The sequence below is a fragment of the Citrobacter sp. TBCS-14 genome (assembly GCF_005280805.1).
In the GTDB taxonomy this organism is placed as follows: domain Bacteria; phylum Pseudomonadota; class Gammaproteobacteria; order Enterobacterales; family Enterobacteriaceae; genus Citrobacter; species Citrobacter gillenii.
In genome coordinates this window covers 370,834-396,768 of sequence record NZ_SZWM01001345.1, presented here as the reverse complement: position 1 = coordinate 396,768, position 25,935 = coordinate 370,834, and the positions used below count along the sequence as shown (strand labels likewise).

General features: G+C 53.4%; 26 protein-coding genes, 1 pseudogene and 1 other annotated feature. Of the genes and pseudogenes, 17 read left to right on the top strand and 10 right to left on the bottom strand.

The annotated features are described in order from the left end of the window. Window positions 1-15 precede the first annotated feature (15 nt). Window positions 16-156, bottom strand: coding sequence for a 50S ribosomal protein L34 (gene rpmH / locus FDX22_RS29660; protein WP_003023858.1), 141 nt, complete (start codon window positions 154-156; stop codon window positions 16-18). 606 nt (window positions 157-762) lie between these two features. On the opposite strand from rpmH, the gene dnaA reads away from it, so the two are divergent. From dnaA to yidA, 5 genes are all read left to right on the top strand, one after another. After that, complete coding sequence (gene dnaA / locus FDX22_RS29655) at window positions 763-2,166, top strand: chromosomal replication initiator protein DnaA (protein ID WP_096758996.1); 1,404 nt, start codon at window positions 763-765, stop codon at window positions 2,164-2,166. A gap of 4 nt (window positions 2,167-2,170) precedes the next feature. Next, window positions 2,171-3,271, top strand: a complete 1,101-nt coding sequence (gene dnaN, locus FDX22_RS29650; RefSeq protein WP_096758997.1) for a DNA polymerase III subunit beta — start codon at window positions 2,171-2,173, stop codon at window positions 3,269-3,271. A gap of 148 nt (window positions 3,272-3,419) precedes the next feature. Then, window positions 3,420-4,493: a DNA replication/repair protein RecF gene (gene recF, locus FDX22_RS29645; RefSeq protein WP_096758998.1), complete on the top strand. Its 1,074-nt coding sequence runs from the start codon at window positions 3,420-3,422 to the stop codon at window positions 4,491-4,493. A 28-nt stretch (window positions 4,494-4,521) separates the two neighbouring features. After that, window positions 4,522-6,936, top strand: coding sequence for a DNA topoisomerase (ATP-hydrolyzing) subunit B (gene gyrB / locus FDX22_RS29640; protein ID WP_115257112.1), 2,415 nt, complete (start codon window positions 4,522-4,524; stop codon window positions 6,934-6,936). 213 nt (window positions 6,937-7,149) lie between these two features. Next, window positions 7,150-7,962 (top strand): sugar-phosphatase, encoded by an 813-nt coding sequence (yidA, locus tag FDX22_RS29635; protein ID WP_135911177.1) that lies wholly within the window; start codon window positions 7,150-7,152, stop codon window positions 7,960-7,962. Window positions 7,963-7,967: 5 nt separating this feature from the next. Here yidA and cbrA read toward each other — a convergent pair whose 3' ends face one another. Further along, on the bottom strand, window positions 7,968-9,095 hold the full coding sequence (gene cbrA, locus FDX22_RS29630) for a colicin M resistance lipid reductase CbrA (protein ID WP_146718209.1): 1,128 nt from the start codon (window positions 9,093-9,095) through the stop codon (window positions 7,968-7,970). Window positions 9,096-9,194: 99 nt separating this feature from the next. On the opposite strand from cbrA, the gene FDX22_RS29625 reads away from it, so the two are divergent. Next, the gene (locus FDX22_RS29625; RefSeq protein ID WP_146718199.1) at window positions 9,195-10,421 is read left to right on the top strand and encodes a DUF3748 domain-containing protein; all 1,227 of its coding nucleotides are present in this window, start codon (window positions 9,195-9,197) and stop codon (window positions 10,419-10,421) included. 1 nt (window position 10,422) lies between these two features. Here the strand turns inward: FDX22_RS29625 and FDX22_RS29620 are convergent, their stop codons facing one another. After that, window positions 10,423-10,755, bottom strand: a complete 333-nt coding sequence (locus tag FDX22_RS29620) for a YceK/YidQ family lipoprotein (protein WP_096759493.1) — start codon at window positions 10,753-10,755, stop codon at window positions 10,423-10,425. A gap of 240 nt (window positions 10,756-10,995) precedes the next feature. Continuing rightward, window positions 10,996-11,068 (top strand) — a sequence feature (ROSE (Repression Of Heat Shock gene Expression) occurs in the 5'-region of heat shock genes and acts as an RNA thermometer to modulate expression.). Here FDX22_RS29620 and ibpA point away from each other — a divergent pair. From ibpA to FDX22_RS29605, 3 genes are all read left to right on the top strand, one after another. Continuing rightward, window positions 11,062-11,475 (top strand): small heat shock chaperone IbpA, encoded by a 414-nt coding sequence (gene ibpA / locus FDX22_RS29615; RefSeq protein ID WP_045448945.1) that lies wholly within the window; start codon window positions 11,062-11,064, stop codon window positions 11,473-11,475. It overlaps the preceding feature by 7 nt. 94 nt (window positions 11,476-11,569) lie before the next feature. Beyond that, window positions 11,570-11,998, top strand: a complete 429-nt coding sequence (ibpB, locus tag FDX22_RS29610) for a small heat shock chaperone IbpB (protein ID WP_096759003.1) — start codon at window positions 11,570-11,572, stop codon at window positions 11,996-11,998. A gap of 124 nt (window positions 11,999-12,122) precedes the next feature. Next, on the top strand, window positions 12,123-13,784 hold the full coding sequence (locus FDX22_RS29605; protein ID WP_135911180.1) for a putative transporter: 1,662 nt from the start codon (window positions 12,123-12,125) through the stop codon (window positions 13,782-13,784). Window positions 13,785-13,907: 123 nt separating this feature from the next. Here FDX22_RS29605 and FDX22_RS29600 read toward each other — a convergent pair whose 3' ends face one another. Continuing rightward, window positions 13,908-14,357: a hypothetical protein gene (locus FDX22_RS29600; RefSeq protein ID WP_115257117.1), complete on the bottom strand. Its 450-nt coding sequence runs from the start codon at window positions 14,355-14,357 to the stop codon at window positions 13,908-13,910. 108 nt (window positions 14,358-14,465) lie between these two features. On the opposite strand from FDX22_RS29600, the gene FDX22_RS29595 reads away from it, so the two are divergent. Genes FDX22_RS29595 through FDX22_RS29585 form a run of 3 tightly spaced genes read left to right on the top strand, consistent with a single transcriptional unit; the run spans window position 14,466 to window position 15,692 of the window. Then, a complete protein-coding gene (locus tag FDX22_RS29595) occupies window positions 14,466-14,813 on the top strand; it encodes a YidH family protein (RefSeq protein ID WP_096759005.1) in 348 nt (115 codons plus the stop codon). Beyond that, window positions 14,803-15,165: a DUF202 domain-containing protein gene (locus tag FDX22_RS29590; RefSeq protein ID WP_115257118.1), complete on the top strand. Its 363-nt coding sequence runs from the start codon at window positions 14,803-14,805 to the stop codon at window positions 15,163-15,165. Before FDX22_RS29595 ends, FDX22_RS29590 begins: the two co-directional genes overlap by 11 nt. Continuing rightward, window positions 15,162-15,692 carry a radical SAM protein gene (locus FDX22_RS29585; protein ID WP_146718198.1) on the top strand — a complete coding sequence of 177 codons (531 nt, stop codon included), beginning with the start codon at window positions 15,162-15,164 and terminating at the stop codon, window positions 15,690-15,692. Before FDX22_RS29590 ends, FDX22_RS29585 begins: the two co-directional genes overlap by 4 nt. A gap of 12 nt (window positions 15,693-15,704) precedes the next feature. Here FDX22_RS29585 and dsdA read toward each other — a convergent pair whose 3' ends face one another. Next, on the bottom strand, window positions 15,705-17,027 hold the full coding sequence (gene dsdA, locus FDX22_RS29580) for a D-serine ammonia-lyase (protein ID WP_117342595.1): 1,323 nt from the start codon (window positions 17,025-17,027) through the stop codon (window positions 15,705-15,707). A 17-nt stretch (window positions 17,028-17,044) separates the two neighbouring features. Next, window positions 17,045-18,382 (bottom strand): D-serine transporter DsdX, encoded by a 1,338-nt coding sequence (gene dsdX, locus FDX22_RS29575; RefSeq protein WP_096759009.1) that lies wholly within the window; start codon window positions 18,380-18,382, stop codon window positions 17,045-17,047. Between the two features lie 241 nt (window positions 18,383-18,623). Here dsdX and dsdC point away from each other — a divergent pair, with 241 nt between their 5' ends. Together dsdC and FDX22_RS29565 are read left to right on the top strand one after the other, a co-directional pair. After that, a complete protein-coding gene (dsdC, locus tag FDX22_RS29570) occupies window positions 18,624-19,550 on the top strand; it encodes a DNA-binding transcriptional regulator DsdC (RefSeq protein WP_146718208.1) in 927 nt (308 codons plus the stop codon). A gap of 81 nt (window positions 19,551-19,631) precedes the next feature. Further along, window positions 19,632-20,714, top strand: a complete 1,083-nt coding sequence (locus FDX22_RS29565) for a cellulase family glycosylhydrolase (protein WP_146718197.1) — start codon at window positions 19,632-19,634, stop codon at window positions 20,712-20,714. Here FDX22_RS29565 and emrD read toward each other — a convergent pair. The 3 genes from emrD to tisB form a co-directional block, all read right to left on the bottom strand. Beyond that, the gene (gene emrD, locus FDX22_RS29560) at window positions 20,641-21,825 is read right to left on the bottom strand and encodes a multidrug efflux MFS transporter EmrD (RefSeq protein WP_096759012.1); all 1,185 of its coding nucleotides are present in this window, start codon (window positions 21,823-21,825) and stop codon (window positions 20,641-20,643) included. The two genes, FDX22_RS29565 and emrD, sit on opposite strands and share 74 nt — an antisense overlap. Before the next feature lie 208 nt (window positions 21,826-22,033). Next, a complete protein-coding gene (locus tag FDX22_RS29555; protein WP_146718196.1) occupies window positions 22,034-22,894 on the bottom strand; it encodes a DMT family transporter in 861 nt (286 codons plus the stop codon). 92 nt (window positions 22,895-22,986) lie between these two features. Then, on the bottom strand, window positions 22,987-23,076 hold the full coding sequence (gene tisB, locus FDX22_RS29550) for a type I toxin-antitoxin system toxin TisB (protein WP_115257124.1): 90 nt from the start codon (window positions 23,074-23,076) through the stop codon (window positions 22,987-22,989). 523 nt (window positions 23,077-23,599) lie between these two features. Between tisB and ivbL the strand changes: the two genes are divergently transcribed. From ivbL to ilvN, 3 genes are all read left to right on the top strand, one after another. Beyond that, window positions 23,600-23,698 carry an ilvB operon leader peptide IvbL gene (gene ivbL, locus FDX22_RS29545; RefSeq protein ID WP_096759014.1) on the top strand — a complete coding sequence of 33 codons (99 nt, stop codon included), beginning with the start codon at window positions 23,600-23,602 and terminating at the stop codon, window positions 23,696-23,698. A 105-nt stretch (window positions 23,699-23,803) separates the two neighbouring features. Next, entirely contained in the window at window positions 23,804-25,492 is a 1,689-nt protein-coding gene (gene ilvB, locus FDX22_RS29540) for an acetolactate synthase large subunit (protein ID WP_117342592.1), read from the top strand. A 3-nt stretch (window positions 25,493-25,495) separates the two neighbouring features. Beyond that, the gene (gene ilvN / locus FDX22_RS29535) at window positions 25,496-25,786 is read left to right on the top strand and encodes an acetolactate synthase small subunit (protein ID WP_115257126.1); all 291 of its coding nucleotides are present in this window, start codon (window positions 25,496-25,498) and stop codon (window positions 25,784-25,786) included. Between the two features lie 48 nt (window positions 25,787-25,834). On the opposite strand, the pseudogene FDX22_RS32870 reads toward ilvN, so the two are convergent. Next, window positions 25,835-25,918 (bottom strand): annotated as a pseudogene (locus FDX22_RS32870) (hypothetical protein); the annotation flags it as partial. Window positions 25,919-25,935: the final 17 nt, after the last annotated feature.

Below are 25,935 nucleotides of genomic sequence, written 5' to 3'. Positions count from 1 at the left end.
AGGGGCTAGCTTTTATTACTTAGAAACGGTCAGACGAGAACGGCCTTTAGCACGACGACGTGCCAAAACCTGACGACCATTTTTATTAGCCATACGAGCACGGAAGCCGTGAGAACGGTTGCGCTTCAGTACAGACGGTTGAAAAGTGCGTTTCATGGCGATTTCTACCTAAACTTGAATAAATTCACTGACTTTTGCGTATACCCGAACGAACTTCGAACGACTTACGCCACAGTGTGGGTGATTAAAGAGGCCGGATTGTAATAATTGTACACTCCGGAGTCAATTCTCTTTCCTTAATTCCCGCTTTTTTCCGCATGGTTTCGCGTAAAAAACAGGCAGCGTTGACGCCGTGAGGCGACCTTTACTCGCTGGGGGTAAGAATTATACGGGCTGGTGGATAAAGCGCAAGGATCGCACGGGATCTTTATTAGATCGTTTTCGCAGTAAAGCATCTTTACTCATTAATTTTTTCAATATGCGCGCGAAAACCTGCAGCACTTCTCCAGGATCGTTTACACTTAGCCGATTCTGGATCATCCTGTGGATAAATCGGGAAGAATCTGTGAGAAACAGAAGATCTCTCGCTCAGTTTAGGCTATGATCCGCGGTCCTGATCGTTTCAATGGATCCTGATCAGGCATATAACCGCAGACAGCGGTTCGCACGTCACCCTCACGCAGGGTCTTTTCGACGTGCGCCAACAATCATGAATGTTTCAGCCTTTGTCATTTATCGACTTTTGTTCGAGTGGAGTCCGCCGTGTCACTTTCGCTTTGGCAGCAGTGTCTTGCCCGATTGCAGGATGAGTTACCAGCCACAGAATTCAGTATGTGGATACGCCCGTTGCAGGCGGAACTGAGCGATAACACGCTGGCTTTGTATGCGCCAAACCGTTTTGTGCTCGATTGGGTAAGGGACAAATACCTTAATAATATTAATGGATTGCTGAATAACTTCTGCGGAGCAGATGCCCCACAGCTACGCTTTGAAGTCGGTACCAAACCCGTCACGCAAACGCTGAAGACGCCGGTTAATCACGTTGTCGCACCTGCGTATGTAGCGCAACAAGTTCAGCCGCAACGAGCTGCACCTGCAGCACGTTCGGGTTGGGATAACGTCCCGGCCCCGGCAGAACCAACCTATCGCTCTAACGTCAACGTCAAACACACGTTTGATAACTTCGTTGAAGGTAAATCTAACCAACTGGCGCGCGCGGCGGCTCGTCAGGTGGCGGACAATCCTGGCGGCGCCTACAATCCTCTATTCCTTTATGGCGGCACCGGCCTGGGTAAAACCCACCTGTTGCATGCTGTGGGTAACGGGATTATGGCGCGCAAGCCGAATGCAAAAGTGGTGTATATGCACTCCGAGCGTTTTGTACAGGACATGGTTAAAGCCCTACAAAACAATGCGATCGAAGAGTTTAAACGCTACTACCGTTCGGTTGATGCGTTGCTGATTGACGATATTCAATTCTTTGCTAATAAAGAACGATCCCAGGAAGAGTTTTTCCACACCTTCAATGCCCTGCTGGAAGGTAATCAGCAGATCATCCTGACGTCGGATCGCTATCCGAAGGAGATCAATGGTGTTGAAGATCGTCTGAAATCCCGCTTTGGCTGGGGACTGACCGTCGCGATCGAACCACCTGAACTGGAAACGCGCGTTGCGATCCTGATGAAAAAAGCTGACGAAAACGATATTCGTCTGCCAGGCGAGGTGGCGTTCTTTATTGCCAAGCGTTTACGCTCTAACGTGCGTGAACTGGAAGGCGCACTGAACCGCGTGATTGCTAACGCCAACTTTACTGGCCGGGCGATTACTATCGATTTTGTGCGTGAGGCGCTGCGCGACCTGCTGGCATTACAGGAAAAACTGGTCACCATCGACAATATTCAAAAGACGGTGGCTGAGTATTACAAAATCAAAATTGCGGATCTGCTTTCTAAGCGTCGATCTCGCTCGGTAGCGCGTCCGCGTCAGATGGCGATGGCGCTGGCAAAAGAGCTTACCAACCACAGTTTGCCGGAAATTGGCGACGCCTTTGGTGGGCGTGACCATACTACCGTGCTTCATGCCTGTCGCAAGATTGAACAGTTGCGTGAAGAAAGCCATGATATTAAAGAAGATTTCTCCAATTTAATCAGAACATTATCTTCGTGACGCTATGAAATTTACCGTTGAACGTGAACATTTATTAAAACCGCTTCAGCAGGTCAGCGGCCCGCTGGGTGGTCGTCCTACGCTGCCGATCCTCGGAAACCTGTTACTACAGGTTGCGGATGGAACGCTTTCTCTGACCGGTACCGATCTCGAGATGGAGATGGTGGCACGCGTTGCGCTGATCCAGCCGCATGAACCCGGTGCGACCACCGTCCCGGCGCGTAAATTCTTCGACATTTGTCGTGGTTTGCCGGAAGGTGCGGAAATTGCTGTCCAGTTGGAAGGTGACCGCATGCTGGTGCGTTCTGGCCGCAGCCGTTTCTCGCTGTCCACACTGCCTGCCGCCGACTTCCCGAATCTGGATGACTGGCAGAGTGAAGTTGAATTCACGCTGCCGCAGGCGACGATGAAGCGTCTGATTGAAGCCACGCAGTTTTCGATGGCTCATCAGGATGTGCGCTATTACTTAAACGGCATGCTGTTTGAAACCGAAGGTGAAGAACTGCGTACCGTGGCGACCGACGGTCACCGCCTGGCGGTGTGCTCTATGCCGGTGGGTCAATCGCTGCCCAGTCATTCGGTGATCGTGCCGCGTAAAGGCGTGATTGAACTGATGCGTATGCTCGACGGCGGCGACAACCCGCTGCGCGTGCAGATTGGCAGCAATAACATCCGTGCGCATGTTGGCGATTTCATCTTTACCTCCAAGCTGGTAGATGGACGTTTCCCGGATTACCGTCGCGTACTGCCGAAGAATCCAGACAAACATCTGGAGGCGGGCTGCGATATCCTTAAGCAGGCGTTTGCCCGTGCGGCCATACTCTCCAATGAGAAATTCCGCGGTGTGCGTCTGTACGTCAGCGAAAACCAGCTCAAAATTACGGCCAACAACCCAGAGCAGGAAGAAGCGGAAGAGATCCTCGATGTCACCTATCCTGGGACTGAAATGGAAATCGGCTTCAATGTTAGCTACGTGCTGGACGTACTGAACGCGCTGAAGTGCGAAAACGTCCGTATTATGCTGACCGATTCCGTATCGAGCGTACAGATTGAAGATGCAGCGTCACAATCCGCAGCCTACGTCGTCATGCCTATGAGATTGTAGAATCTGCAAAGGGGCTGGTTTACTTGCCATTTCGCCTTCCGGCAGTGCTCGAAATGCTCACGTACTTCGTGTACGCTCCGCTTTCTGCGCGCTGGCGGTAGACGAACTGGCTGCGACACCCACGCCCCTTGAATGATGACGAGTTGATATGTCGCTATCCCGACTCCTGATTAAAGATTTCCGCAATATTGAAAATGCGGATCTCACTTTATCTCCCGGCTTTAACTTCCTGGTCGGCGCTAACGGCAGCGGTAAAACCAGCGTGCTGGAAGCTATTTATACGCTCGGTCACGGTCGGGCGTTTCGCAGTGTGCAGATTGGCCGCGTCATTCGCCACGAGCAGGAGTCGTTTGTACTCCACGGGCGTTTGCAGGGCGCCGAGCGTGAAACCTCGATTGGCCTGACCAAAGACAAGCTGGGTGACAGCAAAGTGCGCATTGACGGCACTGACGGTCATAAGGTTGCCGAACTGGCGCACCTGATGCCGATGCAGCTGATAACGCCTGAGGGGTTTACTTTACTCAATGGCGGCCCCAAATACAGAAGAGCATTCCTTGACTGGGGATGCTTTCACAATGAAGCCGGATTCTTTACCGCCTGGAGCAACCTTAAGCGATTGCTAAAGCAGCGCAATGCGGCGCTGCGCCAGGTGAGTCGTTATGAGCAACTGCGCCCGTGGGATCGAGAGTTGATCCCGCTGGCGGAACAAATCAGCACCTGGCGCGCGGAGTACAGCGCCGGTATCGCGCAGGATATGGCGGATACCTGCCAGCAGTTTCTTCCCGAGTTTTCACTCTCTTTCTCTTTCCAGCGTGGCTGGGAGAAAGAGACCGACTACGCTGAGGTGCTGGAACGCAGTTTTGAACGCGATCGCATGTTGACCTACACCGCGCACGGCCCGCACAAAGCGGATTTCCGCATACGTGCCGACGGTGCACCGGTGGAAGATACGTTGTCGCGTGGGCAGTTAAAACTGCTGATGTGCGCCTTACGTCTGGCGCAAGGGGAGTTCCTGACTCGCGAAAGCGGACGGCGCTGCCTGTACCTGATAGATGATTTTGCCTCTGAACTGGATGATGCGCGTCGCGGACTGCTAGCCAGCCGCTTAAAAGCCACGCAATCTCAAGTCTTTGTCAGCGCAATTAGCGCTGAACACGTTATGGACATGTCGGACAAAAATTCGAAGATGTTCACCGTGGAAAAGGGTAAAATAACGGATTAACCCAAGATAAAATGAGCGAGAAACGTTGATGTCGAATTCTTATGACTCCTCCAGTATCAAAGTCCTGAAAGGACTGGATGCGGTGCGTAAGCGCCCGGGTATGTATATCGGCGACACGGATGACGGCACCGGTCTACACCACATGGTATTCGAGGTGGTAGATAACGCTATCGACGAAGCGCTCGCGGGTCACTGTAAAGATATCGTGGTGACAATCCACGCTGACAACTCCGTGTCCGTTACCGATGATGGTCGTGGTATCCCAACCGGTATCCACCCGGAAGAGGGCGTTTCGGCGGCCGAAGTGATCATGACCGTCCTGCACGCAGGCGGTAAATTCGATGATAACTCCTATAAAGTCTCCGGCGGTCTGCACGGCGTAGGTGTTTCCGTGGTTAACGCCCTGTCGCAGAAACTGGAGCTGGTGATTCGCCGCGAAGGCAAAGTGCATCAGCAAACTTACGTGCACGGCGTACCGCAGGCACCACTGGCCGTGACTGGCGAGACTGAAGCGACCGGTACCCAGGTGCGTTTCTGGCCAAGCCATGAAACCTTTACCAATGTCGTTGAGTTTGAATATGAGATTCTGGCGAAACGCCTGCGCGAGCTGTCATTCCTGAACTCCGGCGTATCCATCCGCCTGCGCGATAAGCGCGACGGCAAAGAAGATCATTTCCACTACGAAGGTGGCATCAAGGCGTTTGTTGAATACCTCAACAAAAACAAAACGCCGATCCACCCGAATATCTTCTACTTCTCCACCGAAAAAGACGGTATTGGCGTCGAAGTTGCGCTGCAGTGGAACGATGGTTTCCAGGAAAACATCTACTGCTTCACCAACAACATTCCACAGCGTGATGGCGGTACTCACCTTGCAGGCTTCCGTGCGGCGATGACCCGTACCCTGAACGCCTACATGGACAAAGAAGGCTACAGCAAAAAAGCGAAAGTCAGCGCCACCGGTGACGATGCCCGTGAAGGCCTGATTGCTGTCGTTTCCGTGAAAGTACCGGATCCGAAATTCTCCTCCCAGACCAAAGACAAGCTGGTCTCCTCCGAGGTGAAAACCGCAGTAGAACAGCAGATGAACGAACTGCTGAGCGAATACCTGCTGGAAAACCCGTCTGACGCGAAAATCGTCGTCGGTAAAATTATTGATGCGGCACGTGCCCGTGAAGCAGCACGTCGTGCACGTGAAATGACCCGTCGTAAGGGTGCGCTGGACTTAGCTGGCCTGCCGGGCAAACTGGCGGACTGTCAGGAACGCGACCCGGCCCACTCTGAACTGTACCTGGTGGAAGGGGACTCAGCGGGCGGCTCTGCGAAGCAGGGACGTAACCGTAAGAACCAGGCGATTCTGCCGCTGAAGGGTAAAATCCTTAACGTGGAGAAGGCGCGCTTCGACAAGATGCTCTCTTCTCAGGAAGTGGCAACGCTGATTACCGCGCTCGGCTGCGGTATCGGTCGCGACGAATACAACCCGGATAAACTGCGTTATCACAGCATCATCATCATGACCGATGCGGACGTCGACGGCTCGCACATTCGTACATTGCTGTTGACCTTCTTCTATCGTCAGATGCCGGAAATTGTTGAACGCGGCCACGTCTACATTGCACAGCCACCGCTGTACAAAGTGAAGAAAGGCAAGCAGGAACAGTACATCAAAGACGATGAAGCGATGGATCAGTACCAGATCTCTATTGCTCTTGATGGCGCCACGCTGCACACCAATGCCCACGCTCCGGCGCTGGCGGGTGAAGCGCTGGAAAAACTGGTGTCTGAATACAATGCCACGCAGAAAATGATTGGTCGTATGGAGCGCCGCTTCCCGCGCTCGTTGCTGAAAGAACTGGTTTATCAACCGACGCTGGCCGAAGCCGATTTGGCTGATGAAGAGAAAGTCACGGCCTGGGTTTCCCAGCTGGTGAACGTGCTGAATGAAAACGAAATGCACGGTAGCACCTGGAATAGCTTTGTACGTAAAGACGCCGAGCTGAACCTGTTTGAACCGGTTATCCGCGTGCGTACCCACGGGGTCGATACCGACTACCCTCTGGAGCATGAGTTTGTGACCGGAGGTGAATACCGTCGTCTCTGCACGCTGGGTGAGAAACTGCGTGGCCTGATCGAAGACGATGCGTTTATCGAACGTGGTGAGCGTCGTCAGCCGGTTACCAGCTTCGAGCAGGCGCTGGACTGGCTGGTGAAAGAGTCCCGCCGTGGTCTGTCTATTCAGCGTTATAAAGGTCTGGGCGAAATGAACCCGGATCAGCTGTGGGAAACCACCATGGATCCGGAAAGCCGTCGTATGCTGCGTGTGACGGTGAAAGACGCGATTGCTGCCGACCAGTTGTTCACTACGCTGATGGGCGACGCCGTTGAACCGCGTCGTGCGTTTATCGAAGAGAACGCCCTGAAAGCGGCAAATATTGATATCTAATGTGTAACTCAGGCCTGCTCCTGTAGGCCTGATAAGCGCAACGCCATCAGGCAGTTCGTCAGTTTTTGCCGGATGGCGGCTTAGGCCTTATCCGGCCTACCATCGATTGTCAAAAGGGGGATCCCGGTTCCCCTTCCTATCCCCCTTTTCGTAGCTGTTTTTTGAGCGGAATCGCGTTAGCATGAGGACGGACTCATTTAATCCGGGGAACTCATGGCTATCAAACTTATTGCTATCGATATGGATGGCACACTTCTGCTGCCCGATCACACCATTTCACCTGCAGTCAAAAATGCAATTGCTGCGGCGCGCGCGCGCGGGATAAACGTGGTGCTGACCACTGGCCGTCCGTATGCCGGCGTCCACAGCTACTTGAAAGAACTTCATATGGAACAACCCGGCGACTACTGCATTACCTACAACGGGGCGCTGGTGCAGAAAGCAGGGGATGGCAGCACCGTTGCCCAAACGGCGTTGAGCTATGACGATTATCGTTACCTGGAACAGCTCTCCCGGGAAGTCGGTTCACACTTCCACGCCCTCGATCGCAACACGCTGTATACCGCTAACCGAGATATCAGCTACTACACGGTGCATGAATCGTTTATCGCGACCATTCCGCTGGTGTTCTGTGAAGCCGAGAAGATGGACCCGGCGATTCAGTTCCTGAAAGTGATGATGATTGATGAACCAGAAATCCTCGATAAAGCCATCTCACGCATTCCGGCAGAGGTGAAAGAGAAATATACAGTGCTGAAAAGTGCGCCGTACTTCCTCGAAATCCTGGATAAACGCGTCAATAAAGGCACCGGTGTGAAATCGCTGGCCGATGCGCTGGGCATTAAAGCCGAAGAGGTTATGGCGATTGGCGATCAGGAAAACGACATCGCGATGATCGAATATGCCGGTATGGGCGTAGCCATGGATAACGCAATTCCCTCGGTAAAAGAAATCGCCAACTTCGTCACCAAATCTAATCTTGAAGACGGCGTTGCGTATGCCATTGAGAAATTTGCGCTGAATTAAGTCCGCTATGGGCAAATGCCTTGCCGCATTTGCCCAACGTCTTTTTCATCCGTTGTCGTTTTTGATTCAGGGTATTCGGCCTGCGGAATATGCGCCACGCCGCTGCGCATTATCCATTTACGGGAAAATGCGGACGTTAGCGCCCGGCTCTTGAGGATTTTTCCATACAGCTTGATACGCAGCTTGCGGGTTGCTTTTCGATAGGCTTTATTTTTGTCTACCACGTCCTGCAACAGTACGGATTTAAGGATTTCCGCGCTGTCCAGCGCATAGCTAATACCTTCCAGTGAACTGGCGCTAATAAATCCGGCGGCTTCGCCAATCAGAAAGGCGTTCTCCTCGCCGCAGACGAAATCCTTCCAGCGTGACGGGAACAGGACTGTACATTTTTCGCTTTTCACCGGTTTGCCAAACTGGAAATGGAACGCTTCCATCCTGGTTTTCAGCATGTCAAAACGTGCCTGACCGTCCTTCATTGGGTAAGCACCCCCGAAGATAAAAAAGCCGTCTTTGCTGATACTCCAGGAATAACAGTCCGTAGCATCGTTATCAAAAATACACGAGTAGAACGGGACAGGGTGTTGTTCCGTAAACCACTGTTGGATAGCAACATATTTACGGATCTGGTGTTGTGGATAGAGATGACGGCGCACCAGCGAATTCGCCCCGTCGGCACCGATCAGATAGCGAGTCGTAATCTGCTGTTCCCAGCCGTCTGCACGGAATATCACATGCCATTTATCGCCCTCGCGCCAGACTTTACGACACAGACTGTCATGATAAACCTGCACATCGTCAGGGATGAGTGATTTCATCCATAAATCAAAAGCATGGCGATCGATATTGATATAACTACGCTGGTAGTTTCGGGTCAGAGAGGCGGCCACATCGACCGTTTTAACGCTGAATATCTGCGGATTGGCAATAACATCAACGGGGAGCGTGATCCCGTCGCGGATAAATGAACGTTGGGCGTCAGGAGCCAGTAGGCCTCCGCAGGGTTTGGTGAACCCTTCAGTCCCGCACTGGCGCTTTTTATCCAGAGCAATCACGCGCATTTTTCCGCTCAACTGCCGCGCCAGCGCCGCACCTGCCGGGCCTAAACCGATAATCGCCACGTCAAAATGTTCCATCTTTCTGCCCATAGTAAGTGAGATGAGCATACGCTAAAGCCTGAAAGTGAAGTCCTTGTGAAGTATGATTGCTGAAATTGTCTCGTATCAGGGCATCCCATGAAGCAAGTCACCTTTACGCCGCGTCATCACCAACTGACCAATATCAATACCTGGACCCCGGACAGCCAGTGGCTGGTTTTTGATGTGCGACCCTCCGGCGCATCGTTTACCGGCGAGACCATTGAACGCGTCAATATTCACACTGGCGAGGTGGAAGTAATTTATCGCGCGACGCAGCAGGCACACGTTGGCGTGGTGACCGTTCATCCGAAGTCTGAAAAATACGTGTTCATTCACGGACCTGAAAATCCTGATGAAACATGGCATTACGACTTTCATCACCGTCGCGGAGTCATTGCCGGGCAGGGTGATGTGACGAATCTGGACGCGATGGATATTACTGTCCCGTATACCCCTGGCGCACTGCGCGGCGGCAGCCATGTACATGTTTTTAGCCCGAACGGCGAGTTTGTCAGCTTCACCTATAACGACCATGTGTTGCGTGAGCGTTCCCCGGCGCTGGATTTACGTAACGTTGGCGTGGCTTCGCCGTACGGTCCGGTGACGGTTTCCGTTCAGCATCCGCGCGAGTACAGCGGAAGTCACTGGTGCGTACTGGTAAGCCAGACTACGCCTGCGCCACAGCCGGGTAGCGATCAGATTAACCGTGCCTATGAAGAGGGCTGGGTGGGGAACCACGCGCTGGCGTTTATCGGTGATACGTTGTCAGTCAATGGTGAGAAAGTACCTGAACTGTTTATTGTCGATTTACCGCAGGATGAAAGTGGCTGGAAGCAACCGGGCGATGCACCGCTTGAAGGCAGCGAATCAACAATGCCAGCCCCGCCGGCTGGCGTGGTTCAGCGCCGCCTGACGTTTACTCACGATCGCGCTTTCCCTGGACTGGTGAATCAGCCGCGTCACTGGGTGCGCAGTCATCCCCTGGCATCAGAGATTGCGTTTTTGATGCGTGATGATCATGGCGTGGTGCAGCTCTGGTTGATTTCACCTCAGGGCGGTGCACCGCGCCAGTTAACTCACTGTTCGAGTGATATTCAGTCCGCCTTTAACTGGCATCCGTCGGGGCAATGGTTGGGATTCGTGCTGGATAATAGAATTGCCTGCTGTGATGCACAGACGGGAGAGATTGATTTTTTAACGAAAAGTCACGAAGCCCCACCGTCTGCTGATGCGATCGTTTTCTCGCCTGATGGGCAGCAGGTTGCGTGGATGGAGAGCGTCGAGGGTTTCCGCCAGCTATGGGTGACAGAAACCGGGCGTTAACTTAAGGGGCTGGCATTGTTGCCGGGGGGATCACGTCGTTAATGGCTTGCGTGCTCTCCTCGCTTCTTTCAACGCGCGATCTTACCGAGCTATCGGTACGGAAGAAATCCCACGGGAGCAGTAGCGTATCCAGCACGGCGGTAAATGGCATATCAAGAATCGCCAGTGACTTGGTTCCCCAGTTTGTATCGCTCTCGCTAATCATCGTGGCGCTGGCACGCGTGCCAGGATACGTTCCCTCTTTGCCACCGGTGTGCGACATGACGCTGGAGCACCCGCTCACAACAACCATTCCGCTGCACATCATCAGTGTTAACAACATTTTTCTAATCATCATTTTTTCATCTGTTAAACATCGGTGTTTGCATGGTGAGTTATAGCGATCCGTTGCGAAAAATAACATCACCATTCTGTCGCACTGTGGTGGCTATCGCACTCTAACGATAACAACTGTTCCCCCAGTGTATGCAATAGACAACAAACTGCAAAAAAAGTCGGATGAATACGCTTGAAAAGTTTGTATCAAGACCCATTTTTAGGATGTAGGCAAATGAAGGGCACGCCTGATGGGTGTTCTGGCTACCTGACCTGTCCATGATGGAAGGTCTAACATTCTCGCTGATTTCAGGAGCTATTGATTATGCGTAACTTTGACTTATCCCCGTTATACCGTTCTGCAATTGGTTTTGATCGCCTGTTTAACCTGCTGGAAAGCAATCAGAGCCAGAGTAATGGCGGCTACCCTCCGTATAACGTCGAGCTGGTAGACGAAAACCATTACCGTATTGCGATTGCCGTTGCGGGCTTTGCTGAAAGCGAGCTGGAAATTACCGCCCAGGACAATTTGCTGGTGGTGAAAGGCGCTCATGCAGACGAGCAAAAAGAACGTACTTACCTGTATCAGGGTATTGCCGAGCGCAACTTTGAACGCAAGTTCCAGTTGGCGGAGAACATTCATGTTCGTGGCGCAAACCTGGTGAATGGTCTGCTGTATATCGAGCTTGAGCGCGTGATTCCGGAAGCGAACAAACCGCGCCGTATCGAAATCAACTAATTCAGTGGGCCGCGTCAGGCGGCCCTGCTAAGCAATCAGCTTGCCGTCAGGGAGCTGAAAGGTATTTACTCGCTTCTTAGAAGGAGAAATGAATATGCGTAACTACGATTTATCCCCGCTGCTGCGTCAATGGATCGGTTTTGACAAACTGGCCAATGCACTGCAAAACACCGGCGAAAGCCAGAGCTTCCCACCCTATAACATCGAAAAGAGCGACGATAACCACTATCGCATTACGCTTGCGTTAGCCGGTTTCCGTCAGGAAGATCTGGATATTCAGCTGGAAGGTACGCGTCTGACCGTGAAAGGTACGCCTGAGCAGCCGGAAAAAGAGACCAAGTGGCTGCATCAGGGGCTGGTGACACAATCCTTCAGCCTGAGCTTTACCCTGGCTGAAAATATGGAAGTCTCCGGCGCGAGCTTCACCAATGGTTTGCTGCACATCGATTTAATTCGCAACGAACCTGAAACGGTCCCACCGCAGCGGATCACCATCAGCGAACGTCCCGCATTAAATAGCTAATTAGCTCCTTGCCTTTGCCCCGCCAGAAATGACGGGGCTTTTTTGTGCTTTACCACCCATACATTGCGACTGTACTCTGCCAGAATCCATCTACTTAATAATGTTATTCACAGGGAACAGAAGAATGAGTGATATAGCATTGACGGTCAGCGTTCTGGCATTGGTGGCGGTTGTCGGGTTATGGATCGGCAACATTAAAGTCCGGGGTGTGGGTTTTGGCATCGGAGGCGTGCTGTTTGGCGGTATTATCGTTGGACATTTTGTCGATCAGGCAGGGATGACCCTGAGCGGCGACATGCTGCATTTTATTCAGGAATTCGGTCTGATACTCTTCGTGTACACCATCGGTATCCAGGTGGGTCCGGGATTCTTTGCTTCGCTGCGTGTTTCGGGCCTGCGCCTGAATTTGTTCGCCGTGCTGATTGTCATTATGGGGGGCCTGGTTACCGCTCTCCTGCATAAAATTTTTGCTATACCTCTTCCCGTGGTGCTGGGCATATTCTCCGGTGCCGTCACTAATACTCCGGCGCTGGGTGCTGGACAGCAAATCCTGCGCGATCTGGGTACGCCCATGGATGTCGTGGACCAGATGGGGATGAGCTACGCCATGGCTTATCCTTTTGGTATTTGCGGTATCTTGCTCACGATGTGGTTAATGCGCCTTATCTTCCGCGTTAACGTCGAGGCAGAAGCACAGCAGCACGAATCAACGCGGACCAACGGTCAGGCGCTGATTCAGACCATGAACATCCGCGTTGAAAACCCGAACCTGAATAATATGGCGATTCAGGACGTACCCATTCTGAACAGCGATAAAATTATCTGCTCGCGTCTGAAGCGGGATGAGACACTGATGGTGCCGTCGCCGGGAACCATTATCCAGATGGGCGACCTGCTCCACCTGGTCGGGCAGCCCGATGACCTGCACAACGCGCTGGTAGTGATCGGTCAGGAAGTTGATACCTCGCTGTCGACGCGAGGCACGGATTTGCGCGTCGAGCGTGTGGTGGTGACCAACGAACAGGTGCTGGGTAAACGGATCCGCGATCTGCATTTCAAAGAACGCTATGACGTTGTTATCTCGCGCCTGAACCGCGCAGGTGTTGAGCTGGTCGCCAGCAGCGACGCCAGCCTGCAGTTTGGTGATATCCTCAATTTGGTGGGGCGGCCCTCGTCCATCGATGCCGTCGCTAATGTTGTCGGCAACGCGCAGCAAAAACTGCAGCAGGTACAGATGCTGCCAGTGTTTATCGGTATCGGACTTGGGGTTTTACTGGGTTCTATTCCGCTGTTTATTCCTGGCTTCCCGGTGGCGTTAAAGCTGGGCCTGGCTGGTGGGCCGCTGATTATGGCGCTGATACTTGGGCGTATTGGCAGCATCGGCAAGCTGTACTGGTTTATGCCGCCGAGCGCTAACCTGGCGTTGCGCGAACTGGGGATTGTGCTCTTTCTCGCGGTGGTTGGCCTGAAATCGGGTGGTGATTTTGTCGATACATTAACCCAGGGCGATGGCTTAAGCTGGGTGGGTTACGGTATTTTCATTACCGCCGTTCCGCTGATCACCGTTGGTTTGCTGGCGCGGCTGCTCACCAAAATGAACTACCTCACGCTGTGCGGAATGCTGGCCGGTTCGATGACTGACCCACCGGCATTGGCTTTTGCCAACAACCTGCACGCTACCAGCGGTGCGGCGGCGCTTTCCTATGCCACGGTCTACCCACTGGTGATGTTCCTGCGCATTATCACCCCCCAACTGCTGGCGGTGATCTTCTGGGGGATGGGTTAACACTGACTTATCCGGCCTGCCTGGTCTGTAGGCCGGATAAGACGCAATTCTCCATTACCCTCCAGCGATACTCTGATTGCATCATTTCTAGCCAAATAATGTGACTGTATTTTGATAAAACGATTAAATCGGCGAACCGCCGCTGAGAAATGAAAATATCATTATAATCAGAATGATGGTGAATATCAGCGCGACGCCAAAGAGCAAGGCATGAAAGACTAGTGTTCCTCCGCCGAAGATAATGGCGCCATAGATACCCCAACGATTTTCTCTGCGCATGCCACCGATAAAAGCACAAACCAGAGCAATGACGGCAAGAGCGATACTACTGTTATTCAGCACCTTATCAATATTGATGGTTTCTTCTTTGTCAGTAACAAGCGGCTTCTCACCCTTCAGCCCAGCAATAATACCTTTTTTGACGGCTGAAACCTTCTCTGCCACCACGTTCTCAAGTCGAGCCTGTGGGGCGTAAAATGGACCGAAAGAGAAATGAAAAATACCAAAAATCAAGGCAATGGCGCCGAAAAGCATTCCTAATGAGCTACATTTGTTTTGCGATATGATGTCCATTTGACCTCCCGGTGCTGGATAGCGTGAAGAATATCAGCAATCTGGCGTTTGAAATTCTGAAAGTGGGCAGGAAAAACGGCTGAACCGCGATAGTTAAAAGGAGCCATAATGAAAATTTCCCGCCTTGGAGAGGCGCCGGATTACCGCTTCTCGCTGGCAAATGAGCGTACGTTTTTGGCGTGGATCCGCACCGCGCTGGGGTTTCTGGCCGCCGGTGTGGGTCTTGATCAACTGGCACCGGATTTCGCCACGCCGGTCATTCGCGAACTGCTGGCGCTGCTGCTGTGCCTGTTTGCCGGCGGTCTGGCGATTTATGGCTACCTGCGCTGGTTGCGGAATGAAAAGGCCATGCGCCTGAAAGAGGACCTGCCATACACGCATAGCCTGTTGATAATCAGTCTGATTTTGATGATTGTTGCGGTCATTGTGATGGGCCTGGTGCTGTATGCCGGATAGCCGTAAATCGCGACGTATTGCCGATCCGGGGCTGCAACCTGAGCGTACCTCGCTGGCCTGGTTTCGCACCCTGCTGGGTTACGGCGCGTTAATAGCGCTGGCGCTGAAACATAACTGGCATCAGGCCGGCTTTCTGTTTTGGGTGTCAATTGGGGTACTGGCAATTGTGGCGATAATTCTTTGGCGCTATACCCGGAGCCGTAACCTGATGGACGTCACGCATAGTGATTTTTCTGAATCTCGCGCGGTGCGTGACAAATTTATGATCTCCCTCGCGGTGTTATCTCTCGCAATACTGTTTGCTGTAACACACGTTCGCCAACTTATCGTATATCTCGGGAATTTTGTATGACGGAGTGTGAGCACATGGATGTTAGTGAGGGAATGATTAAGGTGGTGGTAGATCGGCTGAAATGCAATCAACCTATTGATTTATATCGCAATATACAAAAATCAGGCGTTCGTTCGGTGCAGTTTATTCCCTTAGTTGAACGCGATGAAAAAGGGTGTCTGACTGCGGGTTCCGTTACAGCGGAAGACTGGGGACATTTTTTAAATACGGTATTTGATATCTGGGTTCGTGAGGATATTACGCGAATATCTATTCCGCTTTTTGATGAAACGTTGAATCGGTGGTGTGGTCGAACGGGACAAACTAATCGACAGACGATTTCACAGATGAGCGTGCGCTGTCAGTCATGTTCCCTGTTGCAATTCTATCGTGGCGATTGCCCTGCATTTTGTGATGATAGCGGCAAGGGTGGACTGTGTGCAGGCTATCAAGCTTTCTTTGACCACACGGCTCCGCATATGCGCGTTATGCGCGACCTGCTGAAGCAGCATCGCTCACCGATGGAACTGATGGCGATGCTGCGTTAAGGTCAACGGCGTTTAGCGCCCTTTCGCCAGGTACTGTGCCATTTCGGCTTCCGGCACCATGCCACCGCCGGTGGCCCACACCAGGTGCGTGGCGTTATTAAGTTGCTCAGCACTGAAACCGTGCATTTGTTGATAGTCAGTTGACGCGCAAACGCGCTGCGGACCGGCCATCCCCGCCAGTGCCGACGGCTCAAGGCGAATCCCTTCCTCCTGCGCCAGCCAGCCCAGCATGTCGTACATGGTCTGGTCATCAAGGGTGTACAAGCCGTCGAGTAGACGCTCCATCGCACGCCCCACAAAACCAGAAGCCCGACCCACCGCCAGGCCATCGGCTGCAGTCAGATTATCAATGCCAATCTCTTGTACAGAGATTTCATCGTGCAGCCCGGTGTAAACCCCGAGCAGCATGCACGGTGAATGGGTCGGCTCTGCAAAGAAGCAGTGTACGTTATCGCCGAACGCCAACTTCAGGCCAAATGCCACGCCGCCAGGGCCGCCGCCGACACCGCATGGCAGATAAACAAACAACGGATGGTCGGCATCTACCACGCGGCCCTGCTGCGTGAACTGCGCCTTCAAACGCTGCCCGGCAACCGCATAGCCTAAGAACAGCGTGCGGGAATTTTCGTCGTCGATAAAGAAGCAGTTCGGGTCAGACTCCGCCGCCTTGCGGCCCTGTTCAACCGCCACGCCGTAATCTTCTTCATACTCCACTACCGTCACGCCGTGGCTGCGCAGTTTGGCTTTTTTCCAAGCGCGGGCGTCAGCAGACATATGCACCGTCACCTTAAAGCCAATGCAGGCGCTCATGATACCGATCGACATCCCGAGGTTACCGGTCGAGCCTACCGCGATGCTGTACTGGCTGAAGAACTGCTTGAACTCAGGTGAAAGCAGCACGCTGTAATCATCATCGGTGGTCAGCAGACCGGCTTCCAGCGCCAGTTTTTCGGCGTGAGTCAGTACTTCATAAATACCGCCACGGGCTTTAATCGAGCCGGAAATCGGCAGGTGGCTGTCCTTCTTCAACAGAATTTCGCCACTGATATTCTGGCCAAACTCTTTTTCCAGCCGTTTCTTCATGGCGGGAATAGCGGCCAGCTCAGATTCGATAATACCGCCGGTGGCCGCGGTTTCCGGGAAAGCTTTTGCCAGGTACGGCGCAAAGCGCGCCAGACGGGCGTGAGCATCCTGAACGTCGTCTTCCGTCAGGCCAACATAGGGTAAACCTTCCGCAAGAGAGGTGGTGCCCGGGTTAAACCAGGTCGTTTCTTTCAGTGCGACCAGATCCTCCACTAACGGATACTGGGCGATGAGTTTTTGCATGTTTTCCATAGGACGTCTCTTTGCGCTTAGATGATAAAGGAAAGCAGGAATGTGCACGCGAGTGCAATCACCGACGCGATAAATGTCGCGGTCGTATAGTATTTAAACGTCTCATTCAGGGTAGCGCCGCAGTACTGCTTCACCAGCCAGAAGAGGGAATCGGTGACGATTGTGCAGCCAATCGCGCCGGAACCGATGGCAATGGCAATGATCTCCGGGCTGACGTTGGGATAGAGCGGCAGCATGGGTGCCACAATTGCCGTTGCGCCCATCATCGCCACCGTGGCAGAACCCACCGCAGCGTGCAGGATCAGCGCCACCAGCCAGGCCAGCAGAATCGGGTGCATATGCATGTTTGAAAGAATCAGCGCCAGCGTATCCGCCAGTCCGCTGCTCTTCAGAATGGCGTTGAACGCGCCACCCGCACCGATAATCAGCAGGATGTTGGCAATGGATCCAAAGCCATTTTCAGTATGGGTCAACAGTGCGCCCATGCCGATATGCTGGCGCAGACCGAGAATGTAATAGGCCACAAACACGGCGATAAACATGGCGGTGATCGGGTTGCCGATAAACTCCAGCAGCGTATACACCGCGCTGCCTTTCGCCATATTCAGTTCAGCGACGGTTTTCATCAGCATCAGGCCAATCGGCAGCAGCACGGTAAACAGCGTGGCACCCAGCGACGGCAGCGTGTTTTCGTCGCGTACCTTCAGGTCGGAAAACTCAGCCGGTACCGGTTTAAACGGCAGACGATTGCCGAGGAATTTCAGGTACAGCGGCCCGCCGATCAGCGACGCCATCAGACCCACCAGTAAACCGTAAACGATCACTGTACCAATATCGGCACCCAACTTGTTCGCCACGAACAGGGCCGCCGGATGTGGTGGGACGACGCAGTGCACCGCCATCAGTGCTGTACACAACGGGATCGCCAGCTTCAGCAGCGAGGTATTGGTTTTTTTGGCGATAGAAAACGCCAGCGGAATCAACAGCACCACGCCGACTTCAACAAACAGCGTGATCCCGCAAATCAGACCGACCAGCACCATAATGACGTCAGCGGAAAGCCAGCGGCAGCGCTGTAGCGTCAGGCCGATGCGTTCTGCCGCGCCGGACACTTCCATCATTTTTCCGAGAATAGTCCCCAGACCGATAACCGCGGCGAGGAAGCCCAGCGTACCGCCGATACCACTCTCAATGGCATTAACCATATCCAGTGGACCCATACCCATCATCGTTCCCACAAAGAAGCTGGCTAACAGCAGCGCCAGAAACGGGTGGAATTTGAACTTCACGATGGTCAAAACGATCAACACGATGCTTATCAACAACGTGCTCACAACCCAGATTTGAGAGTGCATATCTCACCTTGCCCTGTGATTAACCTGACTTTATAGCCTGGGTCTATTGGACAAAAATAAGGCACTCGCTGACAAACGATAAAAATCCTCTTTCACATGAGATAGATTGAATCAAATGGGTGATTTACCTCTAATAATGGCCTAATAATGCGATATGGTTCACTCTGATTCATCTTTGCGCTGATTTTTACAGCGGTTTTTTTTACACTTCGGGGAAAGATTCAGGATGAAAGAGGTGAGTATGGATCCCGTACGCGAGGTCAGAAATCGGCTGCTCAATGGCTGGCAACTGTCAAAGCTTTATACCTTTGAAGTGGCGGCCAGGCATCAGTCGTTTGCGCTGGCAGCAGACGAACTGTCGTTAAGTCCCAGCGCCGTCAGTCACCGTATTAATCAACTGGAAGAGGAACTGGGCATCCAGCTGTTTGTCCGTTCACATCGCAAAGTCGAACTCACGCACGAAGGCAAGCGGGTGTTCTGGGCGCTGAAATCTTCTCTGGATACGCTTAATCAGGAAATTCTCGATATCAAAAACCAGGAGCTGTCCGGGACGCTTACCGTCTACTCGCGGCCCTCCATCGCCCAGTGCTGGCTGGTTCCCGCGCTCGGCGACTTTACCCGTCGCTATCCGTCGATTTCACTGACCATGCTGACCGGGAATGACAACGTCAATATGCAGCGTGCCGGTATTGACCTGGCCATCTATTTTGATGATGCGCCGTCTGCGCAGCTCACGCATCATTTCCTGATGGACGAAGCGATCTTGCCGGTGTGCAGCCCGGATTATGCCCGCCGCCATGATCTTACCGACGCGCGGGTGAACCTGTCGCACTGCACGTTGCTGCATGACAGGCAGGCGTGGAGTAATGATTCAGGGACCGATGAGTGGCACAGCTGGGCGCAGCATTTTGCAGTGAATTTGCCGACATCATCGGGCATTGGCTTCGATCGTTCCGATTTAGCGGTGATTGCCGCCATGAACCACATCGGCGTGGCGATGGGGCGCAAGCGGTTGGTACAAAAACGCCTCGATAGTGGAGAACTGGTCGCTCCCTTTGGTGATATGGAGCTGAAATGCCATCAGCATTATTACATCACTACGCTACCTGGCCGGCAGTGGCCGAAAATCGAGGCGTTTATTAGCTGGCTGCAGGAGCAGGTAAAATAATCGAGGTGAGCCTCGAATATTTTTACGCTTTCTCTCTACACCCGGCGTCAGAAATCATGCTAAATACGTGAATCACACCTGATGATTTACTTGAGGATCACCGTGTTAAAGCCGCTTGCTTCTCTGTTGCTGCTCGCCAGCGCCACTGTCTATGCGGCACAACCTCCGCTGACGGCAGCACACTACGCCCAACAACTGGGTGTGGGGATGGACGTGGATTGGGCGCGCACCGAACGGGGCATCCGCGAGTTTGACCCGCTGGTGGTAAGAGATTTCCAGGCGAAGGGGCTCGCCCATGTGCGTATTCGCGTGGCCGGAGAACCCACTGAGGCCCGGCTTATCCATCTGCGTAAGCTGGTGGAAGCCTGTGAACACTATGGCGTGATCCCGATTATTGCTTATCAGGCGGACGAGTATAAAAAAGACCCCAGCATCAGCAATGAAAAAGAGGTGATTAACTGGTGGGTGGCCGTCGCGCATTACTTTGGTCAAGGCTCGCCGTTACTGGGTTTTGACCTGATCTACGAACCTGCTGATAAGCTCAATCACAATCAGGCGTCGCTCAATCGGGTGTATGACAAAACGATTCGTATGATTCACGCCATCTATCCCCAGCGTATGATTTTTGTCGCACCCCGTCTGCGCGCCGCGCCGGAAGAATTGTCGAGTCTGAAGCTACCGCCGCAAAGTCAGAACACCGTGCTGGCCGAGTGGCATGTCTTCCCGTGGGGGCCGCTAAAAAACAACGGTAAGTATCCGTGGACGTCGGGTACAGCGGCAGAAAAGACGGCGATTCGCGCCCGCATTAACAGCGCTGTTCACTGGCAGCAGAAGACCGGTCATGTCAGTTGGGTCGGGGGATGGGCGCCGGGAGAGACGATCAAAAATGTGCCTTCGGCCTCGCAGATGGCGTTTGCCCGCTTTATGGCCTGTGAACTGAAGAAAGCAAAAATTCCCTATGCTATCAATGCAGATACGCAGTTTTATGATGGCGAGGAAGGGGCCTGGCGTCCGGCGCTGGAACCGTTGCTGAATACGATGATTGCGCCTGAATGTGAAAAGCCCGGCGAGAAACCGGGCCATCACACGCTTAAACCGCCTGCTCCTGATGAGACACGCGTGACGCCAGCGGCAACCAGCACACCAGAATCAGCACACCCATAAGGGTCATCAGCAGACCCAGGCTAGCCTGTCCGGTCTGAGGCATCATCGCGGAAAGCCACGCCAGCACGCCGGAACCAATATTTTGTAAACCACCTACCAGCGCCCCGGCGGTACCAGCCAGGAACGGGAAGGGTTCCATCGCGCCGCTGGTGGCGAGCGGGAACAGCATCCCGGCACCAAAGAAGAACAGCGCGGCGGGGATCAGTAACGTCCAGACGTTCATCACGTCAAGCAGGCCAGGGATCCACATCATCAAACCAGCCACCAGGCAGCAGATAACCGACTGCCACATCAGCGTTGAGAAGCGCTTGTTCGGGCGACCGGCGAACCACGCACCGAAAAACGCCGCCGGGATCGGCAGAATAAACAGAATACTGACCGCCATGCTGCTCAAGCCTAATCCTGCGCCCAGCAATACCCCGGAGCAGGCTTCGAAGACGGCAACGCCCGCCAGTCCGCCGATGAGCATCAGTACGTAACAGGTGAATGCGCCGTTGCCAAACAGGGTTTTGTAGCTGGCGATAAGCCGTGGGCGCGGCGCACCTGCAGGACGCGTTTCCGGCATCCAGCGCGCCATGCTAAACGTTACGCCTGCGCACAGAATCAACAGGAAAATATAGCAGGCACGCCAGTTCCACATCGTGTCCAGCACGCCGCCAATCAGCGGCGCTAACAGCGGGCTGACAAGAATACCCATGTTTAACAAACTGTTAGCGTGACGTAGCTGGGTACCTTCATACAGATCGCGCGGTAAGGTTCGCGCCATTACGCCGCCGACGCCCGTTCCCATTCCCTGAATGGCGCTGGCGATAATCAATACCGTCAGGCTATGGGTAGTAATGGCGACCAGCGTAGCCAGCATAAAAATAGACATTCCGGTGAGGATCACCGGACGGCGCCCTACCCGGTCGGAAAGGGGACCGTAAACCAGCTGCGACAAGCCGTAGGTCAGCAGGTAAGCCGCCATTACACTTTGCACCGCTCCTTCGCGAACGTTGAGTTCACGCGCCATATCGGCAATGGCGGGGATATAAATGGTTTGAGCCATCTGGCCTACCGCCACCAGGAGTACCAACATCAACAACAAATTGACGCTTCTATGCCTTTTCATTTCGCTGATTACTTTTAAAAAAGAGAAAAAAGAAGAATAAGGTGCTGAACATTCCGCTAAATGCGCGTGGAATCTACCACATTAAAAAAAGAAGACCATATTGATCACTACAAAGGCGGGAAGGGAAGCGGCAGGAAATGTAAACAAATAGCGGCAATAAATGTTGCCGGAATGCATCCGACCATTCTGGAGGATGGAGAAGGCGCGATCACGACAAACGGAGCAAAATCGCCCCGGCGGCAATCCCGGCAGCAGCAAAAATGCGTATACCGGCGACTTTTTCTTTCAGTATCAGCCAGGCGAGCAAGGCACCAAACAGGATTGACGTTTCCCGTAACGCGGCGACCACTGCCAGCGGGGCCTGTGTCATTGCCCACAGTGCCAGACCGTAAGATCCCATGGTGCCGATACCGCCCAAAATGCCTTTCTTCCATTGCTGCGCCAGATAGCGTGATGCCTCCCGGCGTCGGGCGATCATCGCCCAGGTGAGCAGACAAGATCCGTTGAGAAAGAAGGTCCACAGCGTATAGCCCAACGCGGTCTCTGAGAGTCGTACCCCGGTGCCATCCACCAGCGTATAGCCAGCAATAAAGCAGGCGTTAATTAACGCCAAAACAATTCCCTGCTGTGAGCTGCTGCCCCCGTTAAACGCCATGCCGAGGATCGCCATACAGATGGTGGCGATACCCACCCAGGCGAGCATTGACAGACTATCGCCGAGAAACAGAACGCTGATGATCGCGACCAGCAGCGGGGCAGTACCGCGCATTAAGGGATAGGTCTGGCTCATGTCCGAGACCTGATAGGTCTTGGCGACCAGCACGGTATACACCACCTGTAACGCGGTTGAGACCGCTAAGTACGGCAGGCTAGCTGCTGAGGGATGAGGTGCAAAAGGCAGTAAAATCAAGGCCATGACTGCAGCCGATCCGCTGACGCTAATGGCGGAGTACAACTTGTCGTTTCCTGCTTTTACGATAGCATTCCAGCTGGCATGGAGCAGTGCGGCGAACAGCAAAATGCAGAAAACAGAAAGCGTCATAGCGGTATTCGTCCCTGATAGCGTCATAAAAACGTAACATATTGTCGAGCTACGCGCACCTGGGTAACGGTGAAAGGGGAGTGGTTACCCACTCCCCTTTAGTGCGACTTGAATCTGAGTTATTTAATGTACTTCAGAACAGCATCAAGCAGTTGCAGTGCAGCAACAATGAGTTTCAGGATAAGAATGGTGATATCCACGAGGCTCATACGCTCTCCTTTTGGTACAAGGAGCACGGTGCTGGCGTACCTCGCCGCTGCCTGTTGCCAGCACCTTTGTTGACATAACACAGTGTGCTCACACGGGGGTTAAGGCGCTGACGGCACCACCCGTTTCAGCCAGGACTTTTTTGCGCCGGTTTACTCTGCGGCCCCCGCATAACACATTGCGTACGGTGACATTATAGATAAATACTGTATAAATGAACAGTATTTTATGGACGTAATGCTATGACTGAATCATACTAAAAAACGTCAAAATTCGTGCCGAAATTGCGTGTTCTTCGTAGAACGCGTATACTTTTTGCGTTGACATAACACAGTGTGTCCAGCGGAAACCAACCGCACAACGCTGATGAAAACCTCGCTCCGGCGGGGTTTTTTGTTTTTGCACAACATACAATGAAACGTGATCGTTGACTCATTTTTACGCAGATGAAAATTTTTCCATTGTCACGCTGAAAAACCTGTGTTTGTATAAATCCTGTTAACCAACAAACAGACAAGGCCCCTAATGAACCCTTCCATGCTGACAGCGACCCTACTAAAAACTGCGCCATCTCGCGCAGTGGTCGTCGTGCGTGTGGTGGTGGTCGTCGGCAATGCGCCGTAGGGTCCGGAACACACGATTCCAAAACCCCGCCGGCGCAAACCGGGCGGGGTTTTTCGTTTAAGAGACCCACCCGGATACGCAGGCCCAGAATAAAAGGACTGGAGCATGGCAAGTTCGGGCATAACATCCAAGCGTACGCGCTTTACGGGCGCAGAATTCATCGTTCATTTCCTGGAGCGCCAGGGCATTACGGTGGTCACCGGTATTCCGGGCGGCTCGATTCTCCCCGTCTACGACGCTTTAAGCCAAAGTACGCAAATCCGTCATATCCTGGCGCGTCACGAACAGGGCGCGGGGTTTATCGCCCAGGGCATGGCGCGAACCGATGGCAAACCTGCCGTGTGTATGGCCTGTAGCGGGCCGGGGGCCACCAACCTGGTGACCGCTATTGCCGATGCGCGACTGGATTCCATCCCGCTGGTGTGTATCACCGGCCAGGTTCCGGCCTCGATGATTGGCACCGACGCCTTCCAGGAAGTCGACACCTACGGCATTGCGATTCCCATCACCAAGCACAACTATCTGGTCCGCCATATCAATGAATTACCCCAGGTTATGAGCGATGCCTTCCGCATTGCGCAGTCAGGCCGTCCGGGCCCGGTGTGGATAGACATTCCTAAAGATATCCAAACCGCCGTGTTTGAGATTGAATCGTTGCCCGCACCGGCTGAAAAAGCACCCGCGCCAGCCTTTAGCACGGAGAGCATCCGCGATGCCGCTGCGATGATTAACGCGGCCAAACGCCCGGTGCTGTATCTTGGCGGCGGAGTCATTAACGCCCCTGAGCGGGTGCGTGAACTGGCAGAAAAAGCGACGTTGCCCACCACCATGACCTTAATGGCGCTCGGCATGCTGCCAAAAGCGCATCCACTGTCGTTAGGTATGCTGGGGATGCACGGCGCGCGCAGCACCAACTTTATTCTGCAAGAAGCGGATTTATTGATCGTTCTGGGAGCCCGTTTTGATGACCGGGCGATCGGTAAAACTGAGCAGTTCTGCCCGAATGCAAAAATCATCCACGTGGATATCGACCGCGCGGAGCTGGGTAAAATCAAACAGGCGCATGTGGCGATTCAGGCGGATGTAGATGAGGTGCTGGCACAGTTAATCCCGCTGATTGAAGCGCAACCGCGTGAAGCCTGGCATCAGCAGGTGTCCGACCTGCAGCAAGAATTTCCGTGCACCATCCCACAGGAAAAAAATCCGCTCAGCCATTATGGGCTGATTAACGCGGTTGCTGCCTGTGTGGACGACAGCGCGATCATCACCACCGACGTCGGTCAGCATCAGATGTGGGCGGCGCAGGCTTACCCGCTGAACCGTCCGCGCCAGTGGCTGACTTCCGGCGGCCTTGGCACCATGGGGTTTGGCCTGCCTGCGGCAATTGGCGCGGCGCTGGCGAACCCGGATAAAAAAGTGCTGTGCTTCTCCGGCGACGGCAGCCTGATGATGAATATTCAGGAAATGGCCACCGCCAGTGAGAATCAGTTGGATATTAAAATCATCCTGATGAATAACGAAGCGCTGGGGCTGGTGTATCAGCAACAAAGCCTGTTCTACAAACAGGGCGTGTTTGCTGCCACCTATCCGGGGATGATTAACTTTATGCAGATTGCCGCCGGTTTCGGTCTCGACACCTGCGATTTAAACCACGAAGCCGACCCGCAGGCGGCATTGCAGGCGATTATCGATCGTCCGGGACCGGCGCTGATCCACGTGCGTATCGATGCGGAAGAAAAAGTGTATCCGATGGTGCCGCCGGGCGCGGCAAATACAGAGATGGTGGGGGAATAAGCTATGCAACAGCAGACTCATGACAACGTAATACTTGAACTCACCGTGCGTAACCACCCCGGCGTAATGACTCACGTTTGTGGCCTGTTCGCCCGTCGCGCGTTTAACGTGGAAGGCATTCTCTGTCTACCGATTCAGGACAGCGACCAGAGCCGCATCTGGCTACTGGTCAACGATGACCAACGTCTGGAACAGATGATCAGCCAGATTGATAAACTGGAAGATGTGGTGAAAGTCGCGCGCAACCAGTCCGACCCGTCGATGTTTAACAAGATAAGCGTGTTCTTCGAGTAATCCGTTCAAGGCTTGAACGATGAAGTGTATATCGTTAAGGTAAGCGCCTTTGCCGGAGGGCGGCGTAAACGCCTTATCCGGCCTACCACGGCTCCCGCCCGTAGGCCTGATAAGCGTAGCGTCATCAGGCATCCCACACGCCAGGACAA

Excerpts from the sequence above, each read along its gene's own strand:
- emrD (WP_096759012.1), bottom strand. The coding sequence starts at position 21,825 with ATGAAAAGGCATAGAAGCGTCAATTTGTTGTTGATGTTGGTACTCCTG.
- dsdA (WP_117342595.1), bottom strand. The coding sequence starts at position 17,027 with ATGGAAAACATGCAAAAACTCATCGCCCAGTATCCGTTAGTGGAGGAT.
- yidA (WP_135911177.1), top strand. The coding sequence starts at position 7,150 with ATGGCTATCAAACTTATTGCTATCGATATGGATGGCACACTTCTGCTG.
- FDX22_RS29625 (WP_146718199.1), top strand. The coding sequence starts at position 9,195 with ATGAAGCAAGTCACCTTTACGCCGCGTCATCACCAACTGACCAATATC.
- rpmH (WP_003023858.1), bottom strand. The coding sequence starts at position 156 with ATGAAACGCACTTTTCAACCGTCTGTACTGAAGCGCAACCGTTCTCAC.
- ilvB (WP_117342592.1), top strand. The coding sequence starts at position 23,804 with ATGGCAAGTTCGGGCATAACATCCAAGCGTACGCGCTTTACGGGCGCA.
- FDX22_RS29620 (WP_096759493.1), bottom strand. The coding sequence starts at position 10,755 with ATGATTAGAAAAATGTTGTTAACACTGATGATGTGCAGCGGAATGGTT.
- gyrB (WP_115257112.1), top strand. The coding sequence starts at position 4,522 with ATGTCGAATTCTTATGACTCCTCCAGTATCAAAGTCCTGAAAGGACTG.
- dsdX (WP_096759009.1), bottom strand. The coding sequence starts at position 18,382 with ATGCACTCTCAAATCTGGGTTGTGAGCACGTTGTTGATAAGCATCGTG.
- FDX22_RS29600 (WP_115257117.1), bottom strand. The coding sequence starts at position 14,357 with ATGGACATCATATCGCAAAACAAATGTAGCTCATTAGGAATGCTTTTC.
- dsdC (WP_146718208.1), top strand. The coding sequence starts at position 18,624 with ATGGATCCCGTACGCGAGGTCAGAAATCGGCTGCTCAATGGCTGGCAA.
- ibpA (WP_045448945.1), top strand. The coding sequence starts at position 11,062 with ATGCGTAACTTTGACTTATCCCCGTTATACCGTTCTGCAATTGGTTTT.
- FDX22_RS29595 (WP_096759005.1), top strand. The coding sequence starts at position 14,466 with ATGAAAATTTCCCGCCTTGGAGAGGCGCCGGATTACCGCTTCTCGCTG.
- FDX22_RS29590 (WP_115257118.1), top strand. The coding sequence starts at position 14,803 with ATGCCGGATAGCCGTAAATCGCGACGTATTGCCGATCCGGGGCTGCAA.
- recF (WP_096758998.1), top strand. The coding sequence starts at position 3,420 with ATGTCGCTATCCCGACTCCTGATTAAAGATTTCCGCAATATTGAAAAT.
- ivbL (WP_096759014.1), top strand. The coding sequence starts at position 23,600 with ATGAACCCTTCCATGCTGACAGCGACCCTACTAAAAACTGCGCCATCT.
- FDX22_RS29605 (WP_135911180.1), top strand. The coding sequence starts at position 12,123 with ATGAGTGATATAGCATTGACGGTCAGCGTTCTGGCATTGGTGGCGGTT.
- FDX22_RS29585 (WP_146718198.1), top strand. The coding sequence starts at position 15,162 with ATGACGGAGTGTGAGCACATGGATGTTAGTGAGGGAATGATTAAGGTG.
- tisB (WP_115257124.1), bottom strand. The coding sequence starts at position 23,076 with ATGAGCCTCGTGGATATCACCATTCTTATCCTGAAACTCATTGTTGCT.
- ibpB (WP_096759003.1), top strand. The coding sequence starts at position 11,570 with ATGCGTAACTACGATTTATCCCCGCTGCTGCGTCAATGGATCGGTTTT.
- dnaN (WP_096758997.1), top strand. The coding sequence starts at position 2,171 with ATGAAATTTACCGTTGAACGTGAACATTTATTAAAACCGCTTCAGCAG.
- FDX22_RS29555 (WP_146718196.1), bottom strand. The coding sequence starts at position 22,894 with ATGACGCTATCAGGGACGAATACCGCTATGACGCTTTCTGTTTTCTGC.
- cbrA (WP_146718209.1), bottom strand. The coding sequence starts at position 9,095 with ATGGAACATTTTGACGTGGCGATTATCGGTTTAGGCCCGGCAGGTGCG.
- FDX22_RS29565 (WP_146718197.1), top strand. The coding sequence starts at position 19,632 with ATGATTTACTTGAGGATCACCGTGTTAAAGCCGCTTGCTTCTCTGTTG.
- ilvN (WP_115257126.1), top strand. The coding sequence starts at position 25,496 with ATGCAACAGCAGACTCATGACAACGTAATACTTGAACTCACCGTGCGT.